The organism is Actinocrinis sp. (genome assembly GCF_035605935.1).
Lineage (GTDB): Bacteria > Actinomycetota > Actinomycetes > Streptomycetales > Catenulisporaceae > Actinocrinis.
This window is the reverse complement of record NZ_DATNGK010000128.1, coordinates 1-18,552: the sequence shown is the minus strand read 5'-3', so window position 1 is coordinate 18,552 and position 18,552 is coordinate 1. Positions and strand designations below refer to the sequence as shown.

The following is an 18,552-nucleotide window of genomic DNA, read 5'->3' as shown; positions in this document are numbered from 1 at the left end:
AGACGGATCGTCGCAGCCGACCCGAGGGCGGCACGGCGGAGCTCCCGACAGCAACGAAGCGCCGCGCGCGGCGCCGCCTGACTATGGCGATCTGCCTACCGGCGCCGACTTGCCGCGCATTTCCGATCCGACCCGACGGGGTCTAGGCGACAGCGGACAGTTCAGGACCGGCCAGTTCGCCTCGAGCGAGTTCGACAGCGGACAACACACCACCGGCCAGCACTCGACAGGACAGCACTCGACGGGACAGCAGAGGACGGGCCAGTTCGATGCGAGTCAGCGTGACCGTGACTCAACGCCGTTCGGAACGGGACAGCAGCCGTTAAGCCAGTTCGACCGGAGCCAGTTCGACCGGAGCCAGTTCGACCGGAGTCAGTTCGATACCGGCCAGCACGCTACTGGGCAACACACCGGCGAATCGCGCGACTCTGGTCAATTCCCGACTCGCGGCGGTGACCGCTTCGACTCAGGTCAGTTCCCGACTGGTGACCGCGACCAAGGCGACTCTGGTCAATTCCCGACTCGCGGCAGCGACCGCTTCGACTCAGGTCAGTTCGACTCGGCTCAGTTCGACTCCGGACAGCACCGCACCGCGCAGTACGGCCGTCCGGCGTTCGATGCGCCGCCGCGCCCCGAAACCTCGCGCCCTGAAGCGCCTCGCCCCGAATCGAATCGTTCCGAAGCTCCGCGCCCCGACGGACCACGACCGGGTCAGCCACGGCCCGACGGACCACGACCGGGTCAGTACCCTGCCGGAAGCACTCGTCCCGGCGATTCGCGCGCCGACGTGCCGTCCGCTCCGTTCTCGTCCGGTGCCTTCCCGACGGCTCCCTTCGCGCCGTCGGCTGACCCCTTCTCGCCGCCGAGTTCCCCCGGCTCGCGCGGATCAGGCCCTGGCGCACAGCGGCCGCCAGCTTCAGGACCCGACTCGAGGGCTGGCCTACGGTCCCCGTCTACCGGCCTGCCCCCGTCCCCGCCTTTTTCCGACAGTGACGCGCCGTCCGCCGGGTCAGTACCGCGCCAGTCTCGCCTTGAGGCCGGTCGCGCCGCCCGCGCCGAGGGCCGGGTGAACCGCGACGTCGACCTCGACGAAGAAGAGGAAAGCTCACGCAGTCGTTCCTCCGCCCACGGTCGTCGCTCAGGTAGCGGCGGCAGAGGCGACCACGGCGGAAACAACGGCGCCGGCGGTGGCAACCGCAAACTCGCCATCATCGGCGGCACGGTAGGCGTCGTCGTCCTCGCGCTGATCGCCTATTTCGTCACGCGTCCGTCCGGCAATCCCGCCAACGGCGCAGTCGCGGATCCGACCTCCGCGTCGCAGAACAAGACGAACCAGACCACACCGAGCGCCGGTCCCATGGCCTCCGCGAACGCGACGAGCGGTGCCGCGGCCAACGCATCGTCTTCACCTTCCTCCGCTGCGTCCGGCCCTGCCGCGACCGGGGCGGCGTCCGTCGACATCGCGCGGGTGCACGCAGCCGTGTTCAACGCCAGCGGCGTCAGTCAGCGCGCCCTGATGATCAAGAACGCGATGGTGAAGGACGGCTTCGCGCTCGCCACAGTGGGCGGGAACATGACGAAGACCGCGGTCACGAAGGTTTATTACCCGTCGACCCGAGCCGACTCGGCCGCGGCGGTCGCCAAGGCGCTCGCCATCCCGACCGCCAACCTCACTCAGTCGAACACGTACACGGAAGTCACCGTCGTCATCGGTACCGACTGGACGACCGGCGACACCTACCCGGCAGGCTGATCCCCAGGTCGCAGCCACCCGGAATCGCTGCCAAACCGATCAGGCCTCTGTGTCCAGTTGAACCGGACACAGAGGCCTGATGGATTTGCGTAGCCCTTTTTCAGCCGCGGCTACCGCTCGTGCTACTGCTCCAGACCCCGCTCCTGCGCGATCAGGTCGCGGTACCAGTGCGCGGATGACTTCAAGATCCGCTTCTGCGTCGGGTAGTCCACGTACACGATGCCGAAGCGCTTGCCGTATCCGTACGCCCACTCGAAGTTGTCGTGCAGCGACCACTGGAAGTATCCGCGCAGGTCAACGCCGTCCTCGATCGCGCGCGCCGCGGCGTCGATGTGGTCGGACACGTACGCGATCCGCTCCGGGTCGCGCACCTCGCCGGTCGGGCCGATGTAGTCGTCGTTCGCCATACCGTTCTCGGTGATGATCATCGGGATGCCGTCGTAGTCCCGGTGCACCCGCAGCAGCAGTTCGTGCAGACCATCGGCGTCGATCGGCCAGTCCATGACGGTGCGCGGCAGGTCCACCGGCGGGTAGGTCAGGTCGCCACAGCCCGGGTGGTCGGTTACTTCTTCCACGTGACCGCTGCCGTCGGGGGCCGCCACGGTCAGCGGCGTGTAGTAGTTGATGCCGAGGGCGTCGATCCGGGCGTTGATCGCAGCCGGATCGCCGTCGCGCACGAACGACCAGTCGGTGAGTCCCGCGGTGTCCGCCAGCACGTCCGCCGGGTAGAAGCCGCGCAGCATCGGGTCGAGGAACAGCCGGTTCGCGACGCCGTCGATCCGCCGCTTCGCGTCCTGGTCCTCGGGGCTGTCACTGGCCGCCCGCACTGCACACAGGTTGAGCGTCACGGACAGCTGCGCCGCTTCGCCGACGACCGAACGCACCGCTTGCGCGCCGAGGCCGTGGGCCAGATTGAGGTGATGCACCGCAGCCAGCGACGCGGCCTGATCGATGCGGCCGGGAGCGTGCTTTCCGCTGCTGTATCCCAGATAGGCCGAGCACCACGGCTCGTTCAGGGTGGTCCAGAACTCGACCCGGTCGCCCAGCCGGCGCGCGACGTGCTCGGCGTAATCGGCGAAGCGCAGCGCGGTCTCCCGGTTGGTCCAGCCGCCCTCGTCTTCGAGCGCCTGCGGCAGATCCCAGTGGTACAGCGTGAGGAACGGCGTGATGCCGGATGAAAGCAGCTCGTCAACGAGCCGCGAATAGAAGTCCAGTCCCCGCGCGTTGGCCGGGCCGCTGCCGGTGGGCTGGATGCGCGGCCAGGCAACGGAGAAACGGTAGGCGGTCAGGCCGAGGTCGGCCATGATCCGCACGTCCTCGCGGTAGCGGTGGTAGTGGTCGATGGCCACGTCACCGGTGTCCCCGTTGCGCACCTTGCCCGGCGTACGGGAGAAGGTGTCCCAGATCGACGGACCGCGGCCGTCCTCGTTCCAGGCGCCCTCGATCTGGTAGGAGGACGAGGCCGCCCCCCAGTGAAAGCCGGCCGGGAAACGCCGCGGCGCAGCGGCGGTCGCCGCGGCCCCCTGCGTCCCTACTCCGACTCGGGCGGCTCCCGCGGTGACTGTCATGGGGAATCCCCTCTTCCGGTGGCCCGACCGCAGCCGGGAACACCCCGCGCCGCACCCGACAGCCCCGCGTCGTCGCGCTCACGGAAAGCGCGCTGTCGTGGGCCGACCACTGACCGTATTATTCGCCGACCAACTCGGTGACGCGAGCGTGGCCGTGTACGGAGCGCCGACCTTGAGAGCGCTCTCACGGGATCAGGATCCCGGTACGGACCACCGCTGTCAAACGTGTCCCGCGAACGGGCGTGCGACCAGCGGCTCGAGATGAAACTCGCACCGCTTGTGCACCGGCGACGCAGCGATGACGAAGTGCTCGCGAATCGCGCGGGATGAGGCGATGGGGGAGGGTGCACCGTTGCTTAGCGCCATGGTCGGTGCTTGTCGCCGCCGAGAGGGGTCGTCGACCAGCGGTAGCGCAAGCTGTCGGACCGTCAGATCGGCAGCCGTGTGGCGCTTGCGCGGTGCGAGCCCCGGCAGCAGCGGGCGCTACCTTACGACCCGTCAGGTCCCGGGTTCACGGTGCTGTCGGTTATGCGGAGGCCGGTGAGTGGAAGTTGCGGCGTTACCTTACGGCCCATCAGGTCCCGCCGGCGCTGCGGTCGTTAGCGGTGGGCGCATGCCGGTGAGCTCCGCTGGGTCGATCGCCGCCACTCCTATTCGCGATCCTGTTCTTCGATGGCCGGGCGTTCCTCGAGCCAGTGCCGCCGGCCGAGTGAGATGAGCCGCAGCTGCATCCGCGCGGCATTCAAGATGACCCGTTCCTCATACCGCGCCGCAGAATCGGCGCCCGCGCGGACTTCGGCACCGGCGTGAGAGCTCGTCGCATCGACACCCGACCCCGGGTCGACCCCCAGCCGGGGCTCGCCGGTCGTCGCCTCCAGGATCGCCGTCGCGGTCAGCATCGTGTGATTGACGTAGAGCTCTGCCAGTACTCGAACTTCCGTTGCAGACCAGCCGGCCGATTCCGGCTGCGCGGAAAGGTCCTCGACCAGGTCGCGCACGAAGCCGTCCAGTTCGGCAGCGATGGCGACGCGGACGGCCGCGACCCCGCCGTGCCGCTCGCGGGCCAGGAAGCGGAAGTGCGCCGGCTGCTCATGCACGTGCTGGGCTATCACGTCGACGGAGCGCCCGATCACGTCGTCCACATCGCCACCCTGCGCGCGAATCTCCCGCACCATGGCGCGCAGGCTCCCGAAGGACGCCTCGACGAGCGCGACACCGAGCGTCGCCATGTCGGGAAAGTGCCGGTAGAAGGCCGCCGGGGCGATGCCCGCCGCGCGAGTGACCTCGCGCAGGCCGAGGCTGCTCAAGCTTTGCTGCTCAAGCAGTTCAAGCGCAGCGTCGAGCAGCGCCTGACGGGTGCGCTGCTTTCGAACCTGGCGGACGCCGCCCGACAGCTCGATCCCCGCCTCGACTTCGATTTCCGCCTCGGCCTCGGCCCTGACCTCGAGCCCAGCCCCAGAATCGACGGGCTCGGGCGCCGCGTGCTCAGCCTGCGAGTGCTTCATGTGGTCCAACTCACTCGGTAAACGACTGTTCTCTCACCCTCGACAGGGTATCCTGGATTTCAGTGAACAACTGTTACGGTTTCGCTCGGTGCCGTAACCACGACCGGCCGCACCGTGGCCGGGAAGGTGGAACCATGATTCTTCTGATGGCGGGAATTGCCTTGTTCGCCCTGATCATGGGCGCCTTGTCGCTCGTCACCGCGCCCGTCGCGCTCGCGCTCACGGCGCTGATCGGCGGCTGGCTGCTCCTGTTCGCGGCCCGTACCGCCCTGTCCAACAGCAGCTTCAACTTCTTCCGCAAGGGGGTGCGTCGTGGCTGATCTCGCGTCCAACCGCGTCGTCTCGTCGAACCGTCCCGCCGACCCGAACAGCGCCGCCCGCAACGAATCGCGCAGCGAGGCGCGCGACAACAGCGGCAAGTCCGTCGTCGCATTCATCAGCGGACTCGTCGGACTGCTCGTCGGCAACCTCATCCTCGGCCCGCTCGCGATCGGCCTCGGCATCGCCGCCCTGCGCGGCGCCAACCCGCGCCGCGGCCGCGCCGTGCTGGCGATCGCGCTCGGCGTCGCGGATCTCGCCATCTTCGCGTTTCTCACCCTGCGCTCGGCGTCCGGGCACGGCGTGCTGTGGAAGTTCGGGTCCTGATCAAGGCGCGCCACGGCCGCCCGCTGCCGCCCGCGCGTGAAAGATTCACGGCTGTGCAGGTCGTACTCGGCCCGTAAAGCGCTTCTCGTTGAGTCCCCGCGGCGCCCTTCGTAACTTCTCAATTGGCTGATCAGACATCAGGTCCGGTCGGCCGACGAGAAGGGAGGGCGCGCCGCCGTGTCCCCGTCACAACAGGTTGCCCACATCACGGCGCGCCGCTGGAACGCGGTACGCGCCCCGCTCGCCGTGTTGCTCGTCGCCAGCGGCTTGACCATCGTCGTGTCACAGTCGCACCCGGCGTACGCCGCCGGAACCGTGACGATCAACGGATCGACGACCTTTCAGAACATCACCGGATTCGGCGCCTCCGAGGCCTTCGGTGAAGCGTCCACGGTCATGAGCGCCTCCGCCTCGGTTCAGCAGCAGGTGCTCAGCCTGCTCTACAGCCCGACCTCCGGCGCCGGACTGACCATGCTGCGCAACGAGATCAGCGCCGATTCGGGTAGCACCATCGAGCCCACCTCCCCGGGAAGCCCCACTGCCGCACCGGCGTACCAGTCGCTCGCCTCGATCAACCAGGACCAGGGCCAGCTGTGGTTCGCCCAGCAGATCAAGAGCCTCTACGGCGTCAACAACGTATTCGCTGACGCCTGGAGCGCCCCCGCGTTCATGAAGACCAACAACTCCACCAGCAACGGTGGAGCGATCTGCGGACTGACCGGCGCCACGTGCAGCAGCGGCAGCTGGGTGCAGGCGTACTCGAACTACCTCGTCCAGTACGCCAAGGACTACGCGGCCGCGGGCATCCCGCTGACCTATCTCGGCCCCGAAAACGAGGCCAACCTTTCAACGAGCTATGACAGCATGCAGCTGAGCCCGTCGCAGACCGCGCAGCTGCTCGACAATCTCGGCCCCGCGCTGGCGAACTCGGGCCTGTCCACCCAGCTGGAGTGCTGCGCCACCGAGGGCTGGGACTACGCGAGTCAGTACGCTTCGGCCATCGCGGCCGACTCGACCGCAAACTCCTACACCAAGGTGCTCACCAGCCACGGCTACACCGCCGCGCCCACCTCGCCGCTATCCGGTTGGAGCAAGCCGGCCTGGCAGACCGAGTGGTCCACCTTTGACGGATTCAACTCGGCCTGGGACGACGGCAGCGACGCCTCCGGCTTCACCTGGGCGCAGCACATCTACCAAGGCCTGACCGGCGCGAACCTGGGTGCGTTCCTGTACTGGTGGGGCAGCACGACCCCGTCCGAGAACGGTGACAACGAGGGCCTGCTGGAGATCAACGGCTCCTCGGTGCTCCCGACCGGCCGGCTCTGGGCCTTCGCCAACTACAGCCGCTACATCCACCCCGGAGCCACCCGGATCGGCACGACCACCTCGGACACCGGCCTGCAACTCAGCGCGTACAAGAACACTGACGGCACCGTCGCAGTGGTCGTACTCAACACGGCGAACAGCGCCGACTCGGTCTCGTACTCGCTGCAGAACGCCGGGATCACGAGTGGAACGGCTACCCCGGTGCTGACCAACGGCTCGAACAACGCGGCCGCGCAGACGGCGATCCCGGTCACCGGCGGTGCGTTTAGCGCGAGCGTTCCGGCGCGCTCACTGGTCACGTACGTGATCTCGGGCAGCGGTAGCTCCGGCAGCCCCTCGGCGAGTCCGAGCACGAGCCCGTCCTCCTCGCCGTCCGCATCCCCGTCCTCCTCGCCTTCATCCTCACCGTCGTCTTCGCCGTCCGCTTCGCCCTCGCCGAGCGCGAGCACCGGCGGCGCGACGTGCAACGTGTCCTACGCCAAGGCCAGCGAGTGGCCCGGCGGCTTCGTCGCGAACGTGACCCTCAAGAACACCGGCACGTCGACGATCAACGGCTGGACACTGAAGTTCACTTACCCGGGCGACCAGAAAGTGACCAACGCCTGGAGCGCGACAGTGACGCAAAGCGGAGAGGCGGTCACCGCGACGAATGTCGCCTACGACGCGACGATCAGTCCCGGAGGAACCGTCTCGGTCGGCTGGCAAGGCACCTGGACGAGCAGCGACGCGGTGCCCACCGCCTTCACACTCAATGGAGCCGCCTGCTCGACCTCGTAACCACCGCCCGCGCCTGCCCGGCCAGTTGACTGTCTGACCAGCTGACTGCCTGACCGTCCTCCTTTTTCGATACTCATGCCGAACGCCACGCGCTACCGTGACCGGATGACCAAGACCGACGCCACGCCGCGTGTGGCGTTCGGCATGAGATCGCTCAGGGCTTTGCGATCCCTGAACGAGCACCCGCTCCGACGTGCCCGGATCGCGGTCGCGCTGCTCTTTCTCCTCTACGGCGTGATCCTCGGCTCCTGGACCTCGCGGATCCCGGCCGTCAAACAGCGGCTGGGCGTCAGCGACGGCCAGCTCAGCCTGGCCCTGCTCGCCTTCGCCGCCGGAGCGATCGTCGGCATGCAGGCGGTCGGTCGGCTGGTGGACCGGTACGGCAGCCGGCGCGTGATGCTCCCCGCCGCGCTCGTTGACGGCGCGATACTGCTCGGCCCGGCGTTCGCGCCGAACCTGCCGTTGCTCGTGCTGGCGCTGTTCGGCTTCGGAGCCGTGCACGGCACGCTCAACGTTGCGATGAACGCGAATGCGGTCGAGGTGCAGCGCGCGTGGGGGCGGCCGATCATCTCGTCCTTTCACGCCGTGTACAGCATCGGCGGCTTCATCGGCGCAGCGCTCGGCGGCTTATACGCGCGCGCCGGGCTCGGGCCAGCGGCGAGCTTCGCAACTGTCACCGGCGTCGTCGTGCTCGGCGTGAGCCTGTCATCTCGCTGGGCACTATCGCAGCGGGCTGTTACGCCGTCTAACGCATCCCCGCCAGCCGCCGCGCCTCTGCCATCTCAGCAATCTGATTCCCTTCGACCGCCCACGCCGCCATCGCTCCTCGCCCGTCTGCACGCGTTCCTCGCTCCGTCCAGTGCTGTCCTCTTCCTCGGCGCACTCGCCTTCTGCTGCTTGGTCGGAGAGGGCGCGGCGGCGGACTGGAGCGCGGTCTATCTGCGCGACAACCTGCACACCAGCGCCGGATTCGCGGCCATCGCGTACGCCGCGTTCTCCATCGCGATGACGGCGGGCCGGCTCGTCGGCGACCGGCTCACCGCGCGATTCGGGCCGGTCCGGCTCGTTCGCGGCTGCGGCGTCCTCGCCTCCGCTGGGCTCGCCGCGGGATTGCTCGTCAACTCACCGATCGCCGGTGTGATCGGCTTCGCATGCCTGGGCGCGGGGCTGTCATGCATCGTGCCGCAAGTGTTCTCCACGGCCGGCACGCGTGATCCGGCACGTGCGGGCGAGGCGATCGCGCGGGTCGCCAGTCTCGGTTTCATCGGATTCATCATCGGGCCGATCGTCATTGGCGGAGCCGCGGAAGTGGTCGGCCTGCCCACGGCGCTCGCGATCCCGGTCGTGCTGGTCCTGGCCGTCGCACTCGCAGCCTCGGCGCTACGCCCGCAGGAAGCGCCGGTTACCCTTGAACGATGATCAGAACCGCTACGCCGGATGACGTACCGGCCATCCTCTCTATGGTCCGCGAGCTGGCCGAGTACGAGCGCGCGCCACACGAGGTGACCGCCACGGAGGCGCACCTTCGCACTGCGCTGTTCGGTGAGCACCCGGCCGTGTACGCGCTCATCGCCGAGAACGATGACACCGGTGAAGCGGTGGGCTTCGCGATGTGGTTCCTCAACTTCTCCACTTGGCTCGGCCGGCACGGCATCTACCTGGAGGACTTGTACGTCAAGCCGCACGCCCGCGGCGAGGGACACGGCCGCGCACTGCTCACGCGGCTGGCGCAGATCGCTGTCGAGCGTGGCTGCGGCCGGGTCGAGTGGGCGGTGCTCGACTGGAACGAGCCGTCGATCGGCTTCTACAAGTCGCTCGGCGCGGTACCGATGGACGAGTGGACCATCTTCCGGCTCACCGGCGATTCTCTCGGCCGACTCGCCTCGTCGTAGCCAACCTCGCTGCCAGCCGACTGACCAGCGCATTTCCCGGGGCGCGAGCCATTTGTCAGTGCCGGGCGGCACCATAGGACCATGCTGTTCGCCGAGGTTGTCCAGGTCTCCGCCGCCGTCGCGGCGACCCGGTCACGCCTGGCCAAGGTCGACGCGCTCGCCGGCGTACTTCGCGCCGCCGTCTCGGATGCTGACGCCCCGGTCGCTGTACGCGTCGTCGCGGCATTCCTGGTCGGGGTGCCTTTGCAGGGCCGCTTCGGCACCGGATGGCGCACTCTGGTCCAGCTCGACGCGCCACCTGCCGACGCGCCCACGCTAACCGTCGGCGAGGTGGATAAGACCCTGGAAAGCCTCGCGGGGACCTCGGGTACCGGCTCGCGCGGGCGCCGCGGCGATCTGCTCGGCTCGCTGCTGCGCGCCGCCACCGCCGAGGAGCAGAACTTCCTGCTGCGGCTGCTCACCGGCGAGCTGCGGCAGGGCGCGCTGGAGGGCGTCATGCTCGACGCCGTCGCGAAAGCCGCGCAGGTGCCCGGCGAGCTGGTTCGCAGGGCCTTCATGCTCTCCGGTTCGCTGCCGGACACCGCCGAGGCCGCGCTGCACCGCGGCCCGGACGCGCTGGCCGCGTTCACCCTGCAAATAGGCCGGCCGATCCGCCCGATGCTCGCCTCACCGGCCGAGTCCCTCCCCGCGGCGCTCGCCGAACTCGGTGACGTGAGCGTCGAGTACAAGCTGGACGGCGCGCGGATTCAGGTGCACCGCAGCGGCCAGCAGGTCAACATCTACACCCGGACGCTGCGAGAGATCACCACGAGCGTGCCAGAGCTCGTCGAACTGGTCCGCGCGCTGCCCTGCGAGACCGTGGTGCTCGACGGCGAGACTTTGGCGCTGACCGATGACGGTCGCCCGCGGCCGTTCCAGGAGACGATGAGCCGCTTCGGCGCCACGTCTGAGCGCGATCTGCTGTTGCGGCCGTACTTCTTCGACTGCCTGCACCTCGACGGCGTGGACCTGCTCGACGCACCGCTGACCGAGCGGCAGGCCGCTTTGCGGCGCGTCGCCGAGCCGTACGTCATTCCCGGCGCGTACCGGCCGAGCCAGGACGAGGCGCAGAACCTGCTCGCGACGGCGCTGACAGCCGGACACGAAGGCGTCATGGTCAAGGCGCTGGACGCTGTCTACGCGGCCGGCCGGCGCGGGCGCTCCTGGCAGAAGGTCAAGCCGGTGCACACCCTGGATCTGGTCGTTCTCGCCGCGGAGTGGGGCCACGGACGCCGCACCGGCCTGCTCTCCAACCTGCACCTCGGGGCTCGTGATCCGGACGGTGGCCCGCCGATCATGGTCGGCAAGACCTTTAAGGGCCTCACCGATGAGCTGCTGGCCTGGCAGACCGAGCAATTCCCTAAGCTGGAGCAACGCCGCACCGACTGGACCGTGTACCTGCGACCGGAACTGGTCGTCGAGATCGAGCTTGACGGCGTCCAAGTCAGCCCGCGCTACCCCGGCGGGGTAGCGCTGCGCTTCGCCCGCGTGCTGCGTTACCGGCCCGATAAGGACGCCGCGGACGCCGACACGATCACCGCCGTTCAAGCCCTGCTTCCCGCGCGTGATCCGGGCAGCTCCGGTCGCGTGTCCGGTTCAACCGCAGACGCAGCCGCGGCGGCCGACGCGGGCCAAGATCGGGACTCAGCGGACTGAACCACCATACGCTGGGGACCAGAGAAAGTCCTGGTACCGATTTTGCCTGAGCTAAACGATGCGGCTCTTCCCCACGCCGGACGGAGCTGACACACTAGCTCATGATCAGACACCCCACCCCGTCTGATCTATCACCCGGCGTGTGGATTCGTTCCCGCCGGAAGGGTCCCCGGCATCGCATCCCCCCCGTGATGCCGGGGACCGCCCCGTTTCCGGGGGCGAATCTGCGCACCGACTCAACGACTGCGGGCTAAGCCCGTCCCGAGAGCACGGCGGCTCCCTTGAATGGTAAATCCTCTTTACTGAAAGCGCGCCGTAGCGCCGTACAGAGAGCCGGTCAACGTGCGGGCGCGCAAAGAAAGGAATTGAACAGCGTGAGGTGCCGGATCGTGTAAAGGAAGTGAGCGCGTGGGCAGGTTAGGGATGAGGCCGTAGCTCTCGGGTATCCCGAACCGGCGAACTGGGAGGTCGGACATGCGCGAACTCGAGCCGCTGCGTTCGCGGGTGGACGAGGTCTTGGCGGAGTTTCTCGGCGAGCGGCTCGAAGAGGTCACTGTCGACGAGGCTGGCGGCGGCGAGGTCGATTGCGACGGACACCGGCGGCACGCGGATCAGGAGTTCGTCTCGTCCATCGCCGACCTGATCACGCGCGGCGGCAAGCGGTTGCGCGCGTCTCTTTGCGTGCTTGGTTGGACCGGGACCGGCCACGACGTCGACGACGGGATCGTGCGCGGCGGCGCTTCACTGGAACTACTGCATGCCTGCGCCCTGATACACGACGACGTGATGGATCGATCCGAGACTCGGCGTGGCGGCGCGACCGTGCACCGGACCTTCGCCGCTCGGCACGCTAGCGCCGGTTGGCGTGGAGACGCGGAGCAGTTCGGCGTCGGCGCGGCGATTGCCGCCGGGGACCTGTGCCTGGTCTGGGCCGATCGGCTGCTGCGGGAGAGCGGGCTGTCGCTTGGCGCGGTTGAGCGCGGCCGGCCCGTGTACGACGCGATGCGCGCCGAGACCATCCGTGGCCAGTACCTTGATTTGGTCGCGCAGGCGGCCGGCTGGTTCGACCTCGACGACGCCCTGACCGTAGCGCGCGCCAAGACCGCCGCGTGCACGACGACCGGCCCATTGCGGTTCGGCGGAACGCTGGCCGGCGCGGACGAGGACTTGCTGGCCGCGTATGAGGTTTACGGGCAGGCACTGGGCTTGGCGTTTCAGATGCGCGATGACTTGCTCGGAGCGTTCGCCGATCCGGCCGACACCGGAAAGCCGTCCGGCGACGACCTTCGGGACGGAAAGTGCACGGTGTTGCTCGCGGAGGCGTATCAGCGGTCGGATTCAGCGGGTCGAGAGCGGTTGCGGCGGTTGGTGGGGAGCGGCTCACTCGCGGCGGTCGGCGAGATCCGGGTGCTGATGGAGGAGGCGGGAGCGCGGCAGGCCGTGGAGGAGCGCATCAAGGATCTGGGAAAGCAGGCAATCGAGGCGATCAGCTCGGGCGTGTCAGTTGACGCTGGCGTGCGCGAGTCGCTGGTGGGCCTGGTCGCGGCCGTAACGGACGGTTGAGAGCGAGGCACCGCCGGCGCGTGGAACGGAGCCGAGCCGGGCTACCAGTGCGCGACTCGGGAGAGCAGGACGGCGATGGCGATGGCAGGCGTCGCGTAAGACAGCAGCCTGAGAGCTCCGTCGAGCGGATCCAGCAGCGTCGCCTTATCGAGCGCAACGATCGAGCCGTCGGAGAGCTGGATGACGCCGGTGACGTCGGCCGCTTGTCGGCGCAGCATGCGTGCAGGCGTGCTCAGACGCCGCTGCGCCGCGGACAGCGCCGTCGCGGCGGCTACGACGACCACGGCCCCTAGAGTGCGCGGCGAATTGAGCGCGGGCGCCTGCGCCACGTAGCCGACCGCCGCCGGGAACGCGCCCCAGGCGAGGGCGAAGCCGAGGTCTGTGTGCAGTGCGCCGCCGAAGAGTTCGAGGTTGTATCCGAGCACGAGCACGATCCCCACCACCACGAACGGGATCAGCACGAGTCCGGTGCGCGGCAGAACCAGGATGCCGAGCGCGGCGGCGGCCAGCAGCGAGACGATTGCCGCGACCCACAGGGCTCTGTCACTGATCCCGGTACGCAGCGGCCGGCCGTTCCACTCGTCGAGCGCATGAGCCGCAATGCCTACCGCGAGCGCGAACGCGAGCACTGACGCACCCAGGATCAGCCAATTGAGACGAGGGGCGAGCGCGGCGCCGAGAACGACGTAGGAGAGATGCCATAGCGTGTACGGCGGATGCAGCACCGTCCACCAGTCCCAGCGCGCGCCGCCGCGCCGCGCGTAGAAGGCAGGGGAGAGGGAATCCGCGTCGGCCATGTCAGGCGCCGTTCGGCTCAGGTGCCGCGGCGAGCGCATCCGCAGCCGAGGCTGCCCCGGCGCTCTCCAGCGTGTCCTGCGCGTCCGCGGCATCGCGACGCTTTCTGCCCCACATGACCACTCCGCCGCCGAGGCTCATCGTGCGCACCCCGACGTCTTCGATGCCTGCTTCACGCCACTGCGCGACGGTCTCCTCAACCGGATGACGCCGGTAGTGCTCGCTAATGGAAGGCCCGAGGAACCGGCCGACCTGCGCCCATTCGCGACCGCCGGTGGCGAAACCGGCGGCCGGGAGCACCGCCCGCGTGTATCCCCGCCACGCGGTGTGCCAGATCGGCTTGCTCGGCACGGCGAATTCGAGGCTCGCGATGGCTCCGCCGGGACGCACGACGCGAGCCAACTCGCGCAGCGTCGCCGCCGGATCGGTCACGTAGCGCAGCAGATAGGTGAAGGTCAGCGCGTCGAATGACGCGTCCGGGAACGGCAACTGCTCCGCACGCCCGGCGACCAGCCTGATCTGCCCCTCGGCATGGTGGCTCGCGACTCGAGCCTGGCCGACGCGGAGCATCTCCTCGGTCAGGTCGACGCCGACCACGTCCGCCGGAGTGCGCCGGGTCCAGGCGAGTGCGACCCCGGCGGTTCCGGTCGCGACGTCGAGCACTCGGTGCGCGTCGGGGCTCAGGCGCAGCGCGGCGTCGACCATCGCGTGCCGCCAGCGCCGGTTCTGGCCGAACGAGAGCACCTCGGCGAGCAGGTCGTACTTCTCCGGCAGGCCGTCGAACAATCCGCGCGTGAACGCGTTGGCCTGCGCGTCTGTGTCCCAATGTGTACGCATTGCGCCTCCTCGGAGGGAGACATACCCCGTGCGCGCCAGGTCACTTGCGCGACGCGATCCGGCGCCCCGCGGCCACGCCCGGGATGATCACGATGGCCAGTACCTTCAGCGGCAACGAGAGCCCGCGAGAAGGGACGAACTGCACCGCGGCCGGCAGCAGCGGCCGAACCGGCGTCGGCGTCGGGCTGCGCGGCGCACTCGGCGTTGGCGATGCCGAGGTCGGCGCAGACGACGAGGGTGGCACGGCCGGTGGCACCACCGCGACAACGGAGTGCTGTCGCGGTGGCGGCGGGGTCGGAGTCGGGCGCGGGCTCGGGCGCGCGATGCCGTGGTAAGTAGCGGCTGCGGTGGCTTGGATTGGGAACAAGCGCGTCGATTGCCGGCCCTGCGCGGTGATCGCGCGATCCCAGCGCCAGGTTCCGGCGACGACCAACGTGTCATCGTGTCGGCCCGCCGCGGTTGTCAGCGAACCGGAGCAGATGGCTGATTCGCCTGGATCGAGCGAGCTGATCGTTGATCCGTCGGGACAGCTGAGTCCGGACAGCGATGGCGGCGGCGATACGCGCAGCCCGGTCAGCTCGGTCGATCCGGTATTCAGGATCCGGACCCTCGCGCCCACTGTGGTGTCTGCAGGCAGGTTTCCGCCCTGCGGCACGCCATTTTCGAAATCGAGGGTTGCGGAGAGGCCAGGAGCGACGGCCGTATAGCCCGCGGCGGCAGCTGCGGAGAGGGTGCGTCTGAAGACGGCTGAGACCGCAGTCGCGGTAACGCTGCTGACGTGCTCGCCAGCCGAGGCTCGGAAAGTCGCGGAGCAGTTCATCCAGCTCAGCGGACCCAGATCCGCGTCATCATCGTCATCGCCGTCTGGTGTGCAACGGATCGCGGACGAGGACACATCCGGATCGTGCACCGCCACGTCGATCAGCGGTAGCAGGCCGTCGTTGCGCACGACATACACGCGCCGAACCACATCGCCGGCCAGTGCGTGAAACGCCGTCGCCGCCTCGCCGGGAAGTGTGTCGGTGAACGTGGAAAGGTGCAGCGAACCGAGGTCGAGACCAACGCTAACGCCCGCCGGCGGATTCGAGCCGGATGCCGCCACGGCTGACGGGCTCGCCGACAGGACGATCCCGGCTGCCAGCAGCGCGCCCAGGAGTGAAAGTCTCATCAGCGGCCTGCTACGCATCCGCCAGCGCGTCTCGCAAAGGCTGCGGACTGGCATGGATGAGCCCGTGGAAGGGCGACTGAAGCTCCACGACGAACCAGAAAGCGAGACATACCAGCGCCGTCGTGACGACGAACCCGGCGAAGGCCAGGGCGTCGGCGCGCAGACCGAGCGCGAGCGGAGTGGCGATCGTGATCAGGCTCAGTACCGCCAGCGCGATCAGCAGCACGTCGGGGATGCTGGCGCCGGACTTCGCCAAACGGTCGTCCCGCGCGTCGGCCACCGTGTTGATTTCGCCGATGGCCTGGTCCTCGATGGTTCCAGCCGTCGCCCCGGACGCCACTGGATGCGTGACGGCCGCTCGGGCTGCGGCGAGGATGCGCGCCGCCGGGGCACTCTCGTCCGCGCCGTTATCGCTGCCCGGCTTTGGCGGCCACTCGGAGCTCAGCACGGTGGCGGCGTATTCGTGTGCTGCTTTGAGTAGCGGCTGCCCCTCGGCCGCCGGTAGCCGCTGCGCCGTCTGCGCGAGGGCCTGCAATCCGGAAGCCTCCGTGCGTACGTCGCTGCTGACATCGGAGACGTTCTGCCACATCACCACGACGACTAGCGCCAGCAGCACCATGTACAGCGTTCCGATGAACAAGTTGATGTATTCGACGGCCTGAGCGTCCTCACGCTCGACCCTCGCATCCTTGCGCCGCCGGTCCAGCAGCACCAGCACGGCCACCGCGACAACGACAAGGCCGATCAGAATCGAGAGCCCCATAGGCCCGGCCCCTCCCCTTTGCTGACGAATGCGCGTCACGCCACGTCACGGCGACCGCACGGTCAGCATTCCCCGCCGATGACTGAATCAGGGTCGCTCGTTCGGGTGATGGGGGAGTGCGCGGTCATAAGAGCGACCCAGGATGAAGCCGCGCGGACTGTGCCGGGGCTGTACCTCCGGGTCAGTAGCGCACAACACTGAGTCGAGGGTATGGCTAGCCCCACCTTGGTTACGGAGCCTCACGTCATGGTTTGGCACCGCCGGCTTGCATAGGCTTCCGGTCATGACAGGTTTCCGATCATGACTGGGGTTCGATCATGACTGTCGCCACGGGGGCATCCGGCGCCACGGGGGCTTCCGGCGGCGCCGCGGCGGCCGGCGCGCCGAGCGGCAGTGCCACCGCGCCGTCCCGGCACGCGCCCATGTTGCGCGGGCCGTTCTCCCGGCTCGTCTGGCGTGACGCCGCATTCGTGGCCGCAGGCAGCTGCTGGGCCACGGTGTTCGTGCTGCCAGTGTTCGTGGACTGGAAACTGTGGTACTCGATCTTCTCGCTCGCGACCGTGATCGGCTTGCTGCTGCTGCCTCGGGTGCTGCGGCTCGCCACGATCATGCAGCGCAGCCGGTTCGGCTCACTGCTCGGCGTCGAGCTGCGCACCGATGGCGGCCTGGACGCTCAGTCGGCCAGCTGGCGCGGCTTCCTGGTCACCCTGCGCACCGGCGACGCTTGGCGGCAGCTCGGCTATCACCTCGTCGCGGCCCCGGCGTTCGCGGCGGCCGGGCTCGGCATGATCACGCTCGGCGGGGCCGGTTTCGTGCTGCTGCTGCTCCCGGCGATCGCCCCGGCGCTGCCGCTGCACTCACCGCTGCGCGCTCCCGACGCCGCGTCCCGCGATGTGCTGCTGTGCGCGGCCGGGGTTGCCGCCCTTTGGCTGTCCTCATGGCTGGCTGGCATCATCGCCGCGCTTGACGAGCGGGCCGCCATCTCGCTGCTCGGGCCGGACCGCGCGGTGCAGCTCGAACAGCGGGTCGCCGGATTGACGCAGAGCCGGTCCGCGTTGGTGCACGCCGTGGACGCCGAGCGCCGCCGGATCGAGCGCGACCTGCACGACGGCGTGCAGCAGCGGCTGGTCTCGCTGGCCATCAATCTCGGCATGGCCCGCTCAAAGCTCGACGGTCTGCCGCCGGAGGCCGGCGCGGTCATCGACTCGGCGCACGAAGAGGCGAAGGCGGCGATGGCCGAGCTGCGGGACCTGGTGCGCGGCCTGCACCCCGCGGTTCTCGACGACCGCGGGCTCGACGCGGCCCTCTCCGGCATCGCGGCGCGCGCTCCGTTCCCGGTGCGGCTGAGTGTGGAAGTGCCCGAACGGGCCGCCCCCGCGGTCGAGGCGGTCGCGTACTTCGTGGTCTCCGAGGCGCTGACCAACATCGCCAAGCATGCGGAGGCGACTCATGCCGACGTCGAGGTGGTGCAGACCCGCGGCCGGCTGCGGATGCGGATCGTGGACGACGGGGTCGGCGGTGCGGACCCGGCGCGCGGCTCCGGCCTGGCCGGCCTGGCCCGCCGCGCGGCTTCGGTGGACGGGACCTTCGCCCTGGCCAGCCCGGTCGGCGGCCCGACCGTCATCACCGTGGAGTTGCCGTGCGTGCTGTGATCGCCGAGGATTCCGTGCTGCTGCGCGCGGGATTGACGAGGGTGCTGGAAGGCTCCGGCATCGACGTGGTCGCCGCGGTCGGTGACGCGGAGGCGCTGCTCACCGCAGTGGAGGAGCACCGGCCCGACGTGGCCGTCGTGGACGTACGCATGCCTCCGGGGCACTCGGATGAAGGTGTGCGCGCGGCCATGGTGATCCGCCGCGCCTGGCCCGAGGTCGCAGTACTGCTGCTGTCTCAGTATGTTGAGGAGCGCTACGCCGCGGACCTGCTGGCGACGAACACGGCCGCGGTCGGCTACCTGCTCAAGGACCGGGTCGCGGACGTGACAGAGTTCATCGACGCACTGGAGCGGGTCGCGGCCGGCGGCACCGCGCTCGACCCCGAGGTCGTCTCGCAACTGCTGCTGCGACGGCGCAACGACCCGCTGGACCGGCTCACCCCGCGCGAGCGCGACGTGCTGGCGCTGATGGCGGAGGGCCGCTCGAACGCCCGGATCGCGCACACCCTGGTCATCACGGAGAGCGCGGTCGGCAAGCACATCAACAACATCTTCACGAAGCTCGACCTGCCGCCCGACGAGGGCGACCATCGCAGGGTCCTGGCGGTCCTGCG

General features: G+C 69.0%; 16 protein-coding genes. 10 read left to right on the top strand and 6 right to left on the bottom strand.

What is annotated here, in order from left to right; genetic code table 11:
- The first annotated feature begins 1,066 nt into the window (after window positions 1-1,066).
- Window positions 1,067-1,753: a LytR C-terminal domain-containing protein gene (locus tag VN779_RS10985; protein ID WP_325722368.1), complete on the top strand. Its 687-nt coding sequence runs from the start codon at window positions 1,067-1,069 to the stop codon at window positions 1,751-1,753.
- A 122-nt stretch (window positions 1,754-1,875) separates the two neighbouring features.
- On the opposite strand, the gene VN779_RS10980 is transcribed toward VN779_RS10985, so the two are convergent.
- Window positions 1,876-3,321 (bottom strand): GH1 family beta-glucosidase, encoded by a 1,446-nt coding sequence (locus tag VN779_RS10980; RefSeq protein WP_325722367.1) that lies wholly within the window; start codon window positions 3,319-3,321, stop codon window positions 1,876-1,878.
- A 650-nt stretch (window positions 3,322-3,971) separates the two neighbouring features.
- Entirely contained in the window at window positions 3,972-4,721 is a 750-nt protein-coding gene (locus tag VN779_RS10975; protein WP_349260738.1) for a TetR family transcriptional regulator, read from the bottom strand.
- Between the two features lie 239 nt (window positions 4,722-4,960).
- Here VN779_RS10975 and VN779_RS10970 point away from each other — a divergent pair, with 239 nt between their 5' ends.
- From VN779_RS10970 to VN779_RS10940, 7 genes are all read left to right on the top strand, one after another.
- A complete protein-coding gene (locus tag VN779_RS10970) occupies window positions 4,961-5,146 on the top strand; it encodes a hypothetical protein (RefSeq protein ID WP_325722365.1) in 186 nt (61 codons plus the stop codon).
- Window positions 5,139-5,471 (top strand): hypothetical protein, encoded by a 333-nt coding sequence (locus VN779_RS10965; protein ID WP_325722364.1) that lies wholly within the window; start codon window positions 5,139-5,141, stop codon window positions 5,469-5,471. The genes VN779_RS10970 and VN779_RS10965 overlap by 8 nt, the downstream gene beginning before the upstream one ends.
- A 177-nt stretch (window positions 5,472-5,648) precedes the next feature.
- A complete protein-coding gene (locus VN779_RS10960; RefSeq protein WP_325722363.1) occupies window positions 5,649-7,574 on the top strand; it encodes a cellulose binding domain-containing protein in 1,926 nt (641 codons plus the stop codon).
- 105 nt (window positions 7,575-7,679) lie between these two features.
- The gene (locus VN779_RS10955; protein WP_325722362.1) at window positions 7,680-8,993 is read left to right on the top strand and encodes an MFS transporter; all 1,314 of its coding nucleotides are present in this window, start codon (window positions 7,680-7,682) and stop codon (window positions 8,991-8,993) included.
- On the top strand, window positions 8,990-9,466 hold the full coding sequence (locus VN779_RS10950) for a GNAT family N-acetyltransferase (protein ID WP_325722361.1): 477 nt from the start codon (window positions 8,990-8,992) through the stop codon (window positions 9,464-9,466). Before VN779_RS10955 ends, VN779_RS10950 begins: the two co-directional genes overlap by 4 nt.
- A gap of 81 nt (window positions 9,467-9,547) precedes the next feature.
- Window positions 9,548-11,161 (top strand): ATP-dependent DNA ligase, encoded by a 1,614-nt coding sequence (locus VN779_RS10945; protein ID WP_325722360.1) that lies wholly within the window; start codon window positions 9,548-9,550, stop codon window positions 11,159-11,161.
- 474 nt (window positions 11,162-11,635) lie between these two features.
- Entirely contained in the window at window positions 11,636-12,724 is a 1,089-nt protein-coding gene (locus VN779_RS10940) for a polyprenyl synthetase family protein (protein WP_325722359.1), read from the top strand.
- A gap of 41 nt (window positions 12,725-12,765) precedes the next feature.
- On the opposite strand, the gene VN779_RS10935 is transcribed toward VN779_RS10940, so the two are convergent.
- Genes VN779_RS10935 through VN779_RS10920 form a run of 4 tightly spaced genes read right to left on the bottom strand, consistent with a single transcriptional unit; the run spans window position 12,766 to window position 16,287 of the window.
- Complete coding sequence (locus VN779_RS10935; protein ID WP_325722358.1) at window positions 12,766-13,521, bottom strand: hypothetical protein; 756 nt, start codon at window positions 13,519-13,521, stop codon at window positions 12,766-12,768.
- A 1-nt stretch (window position 13,522) separates the two neighbouring features.
- On the bottom strand, window positions 13,523-14,356 hold the full coding sequence (locus tag VN779_RS10930; RefSeq protein WP_325722357.1) for a class I SAM-dependent methyltransferase: 834 nt from the start codon (window positions 14,354-14,356) through the stop codon (window positions 13,523-13,525).
- Between the two features lie 40 nt (window positions 14,357-14,396).
- Window positions 14,397-15,524: a hypothetical protein gene (locus VN779_RS10925; protein WP_325722356.1), complete on the bottom strand. Its 1,128-nt coding sequence runs from the start codon at window positions 15,522-15,524 to the stop codon at window positions 14,397-14,399.
- A 10-nt stretch (window positions 15,525-15,534) separates the two neighbouring features.
- Window positions 15,535-16,287 carry a DUF4239 domain-containing protein gene (locus tag VN779_RS10920; RefSeq protein WP_325722355.1) on the bottom strand — a complete coding sequence of 251 codons (753 nt, stop codon included), beginning with the start codon at window positions 16,285-16,287 and terminating at the stop codon, window positions 15,535-15,537.
- A gap of 317 nt (window positions 16,288-16,604) precedes the next feature.
- Here VN779_RS10920 and VN779_RS10915 point away from each other — a divergent pair, with 317 nt between their 5' ends.
- Together VN779_RS10915 and VN779_RS10910 are read left to right on the top strand one after the other, a co-directional pair.
- Window positions 16,605-17,939, top strand: coding sequence for a sensor histidine kinase (locus VN779_RS10915; protein WP_325722354.1), 1,335 nt, complete (start codon window positions 16,605-16,607; stop codon window positions 17,937-17,939).
- On the top strand, window positions 17,927-18,552 hold a 626-nt coding region (locus tag VN779_RS10910), incomplete at its 3' end, for a response regulator transcription factor (RefSeq protein WP_325722353.1). The genes VN779_RS10915 and VN779_RS10910, both read left to right, overlap by 13 nt.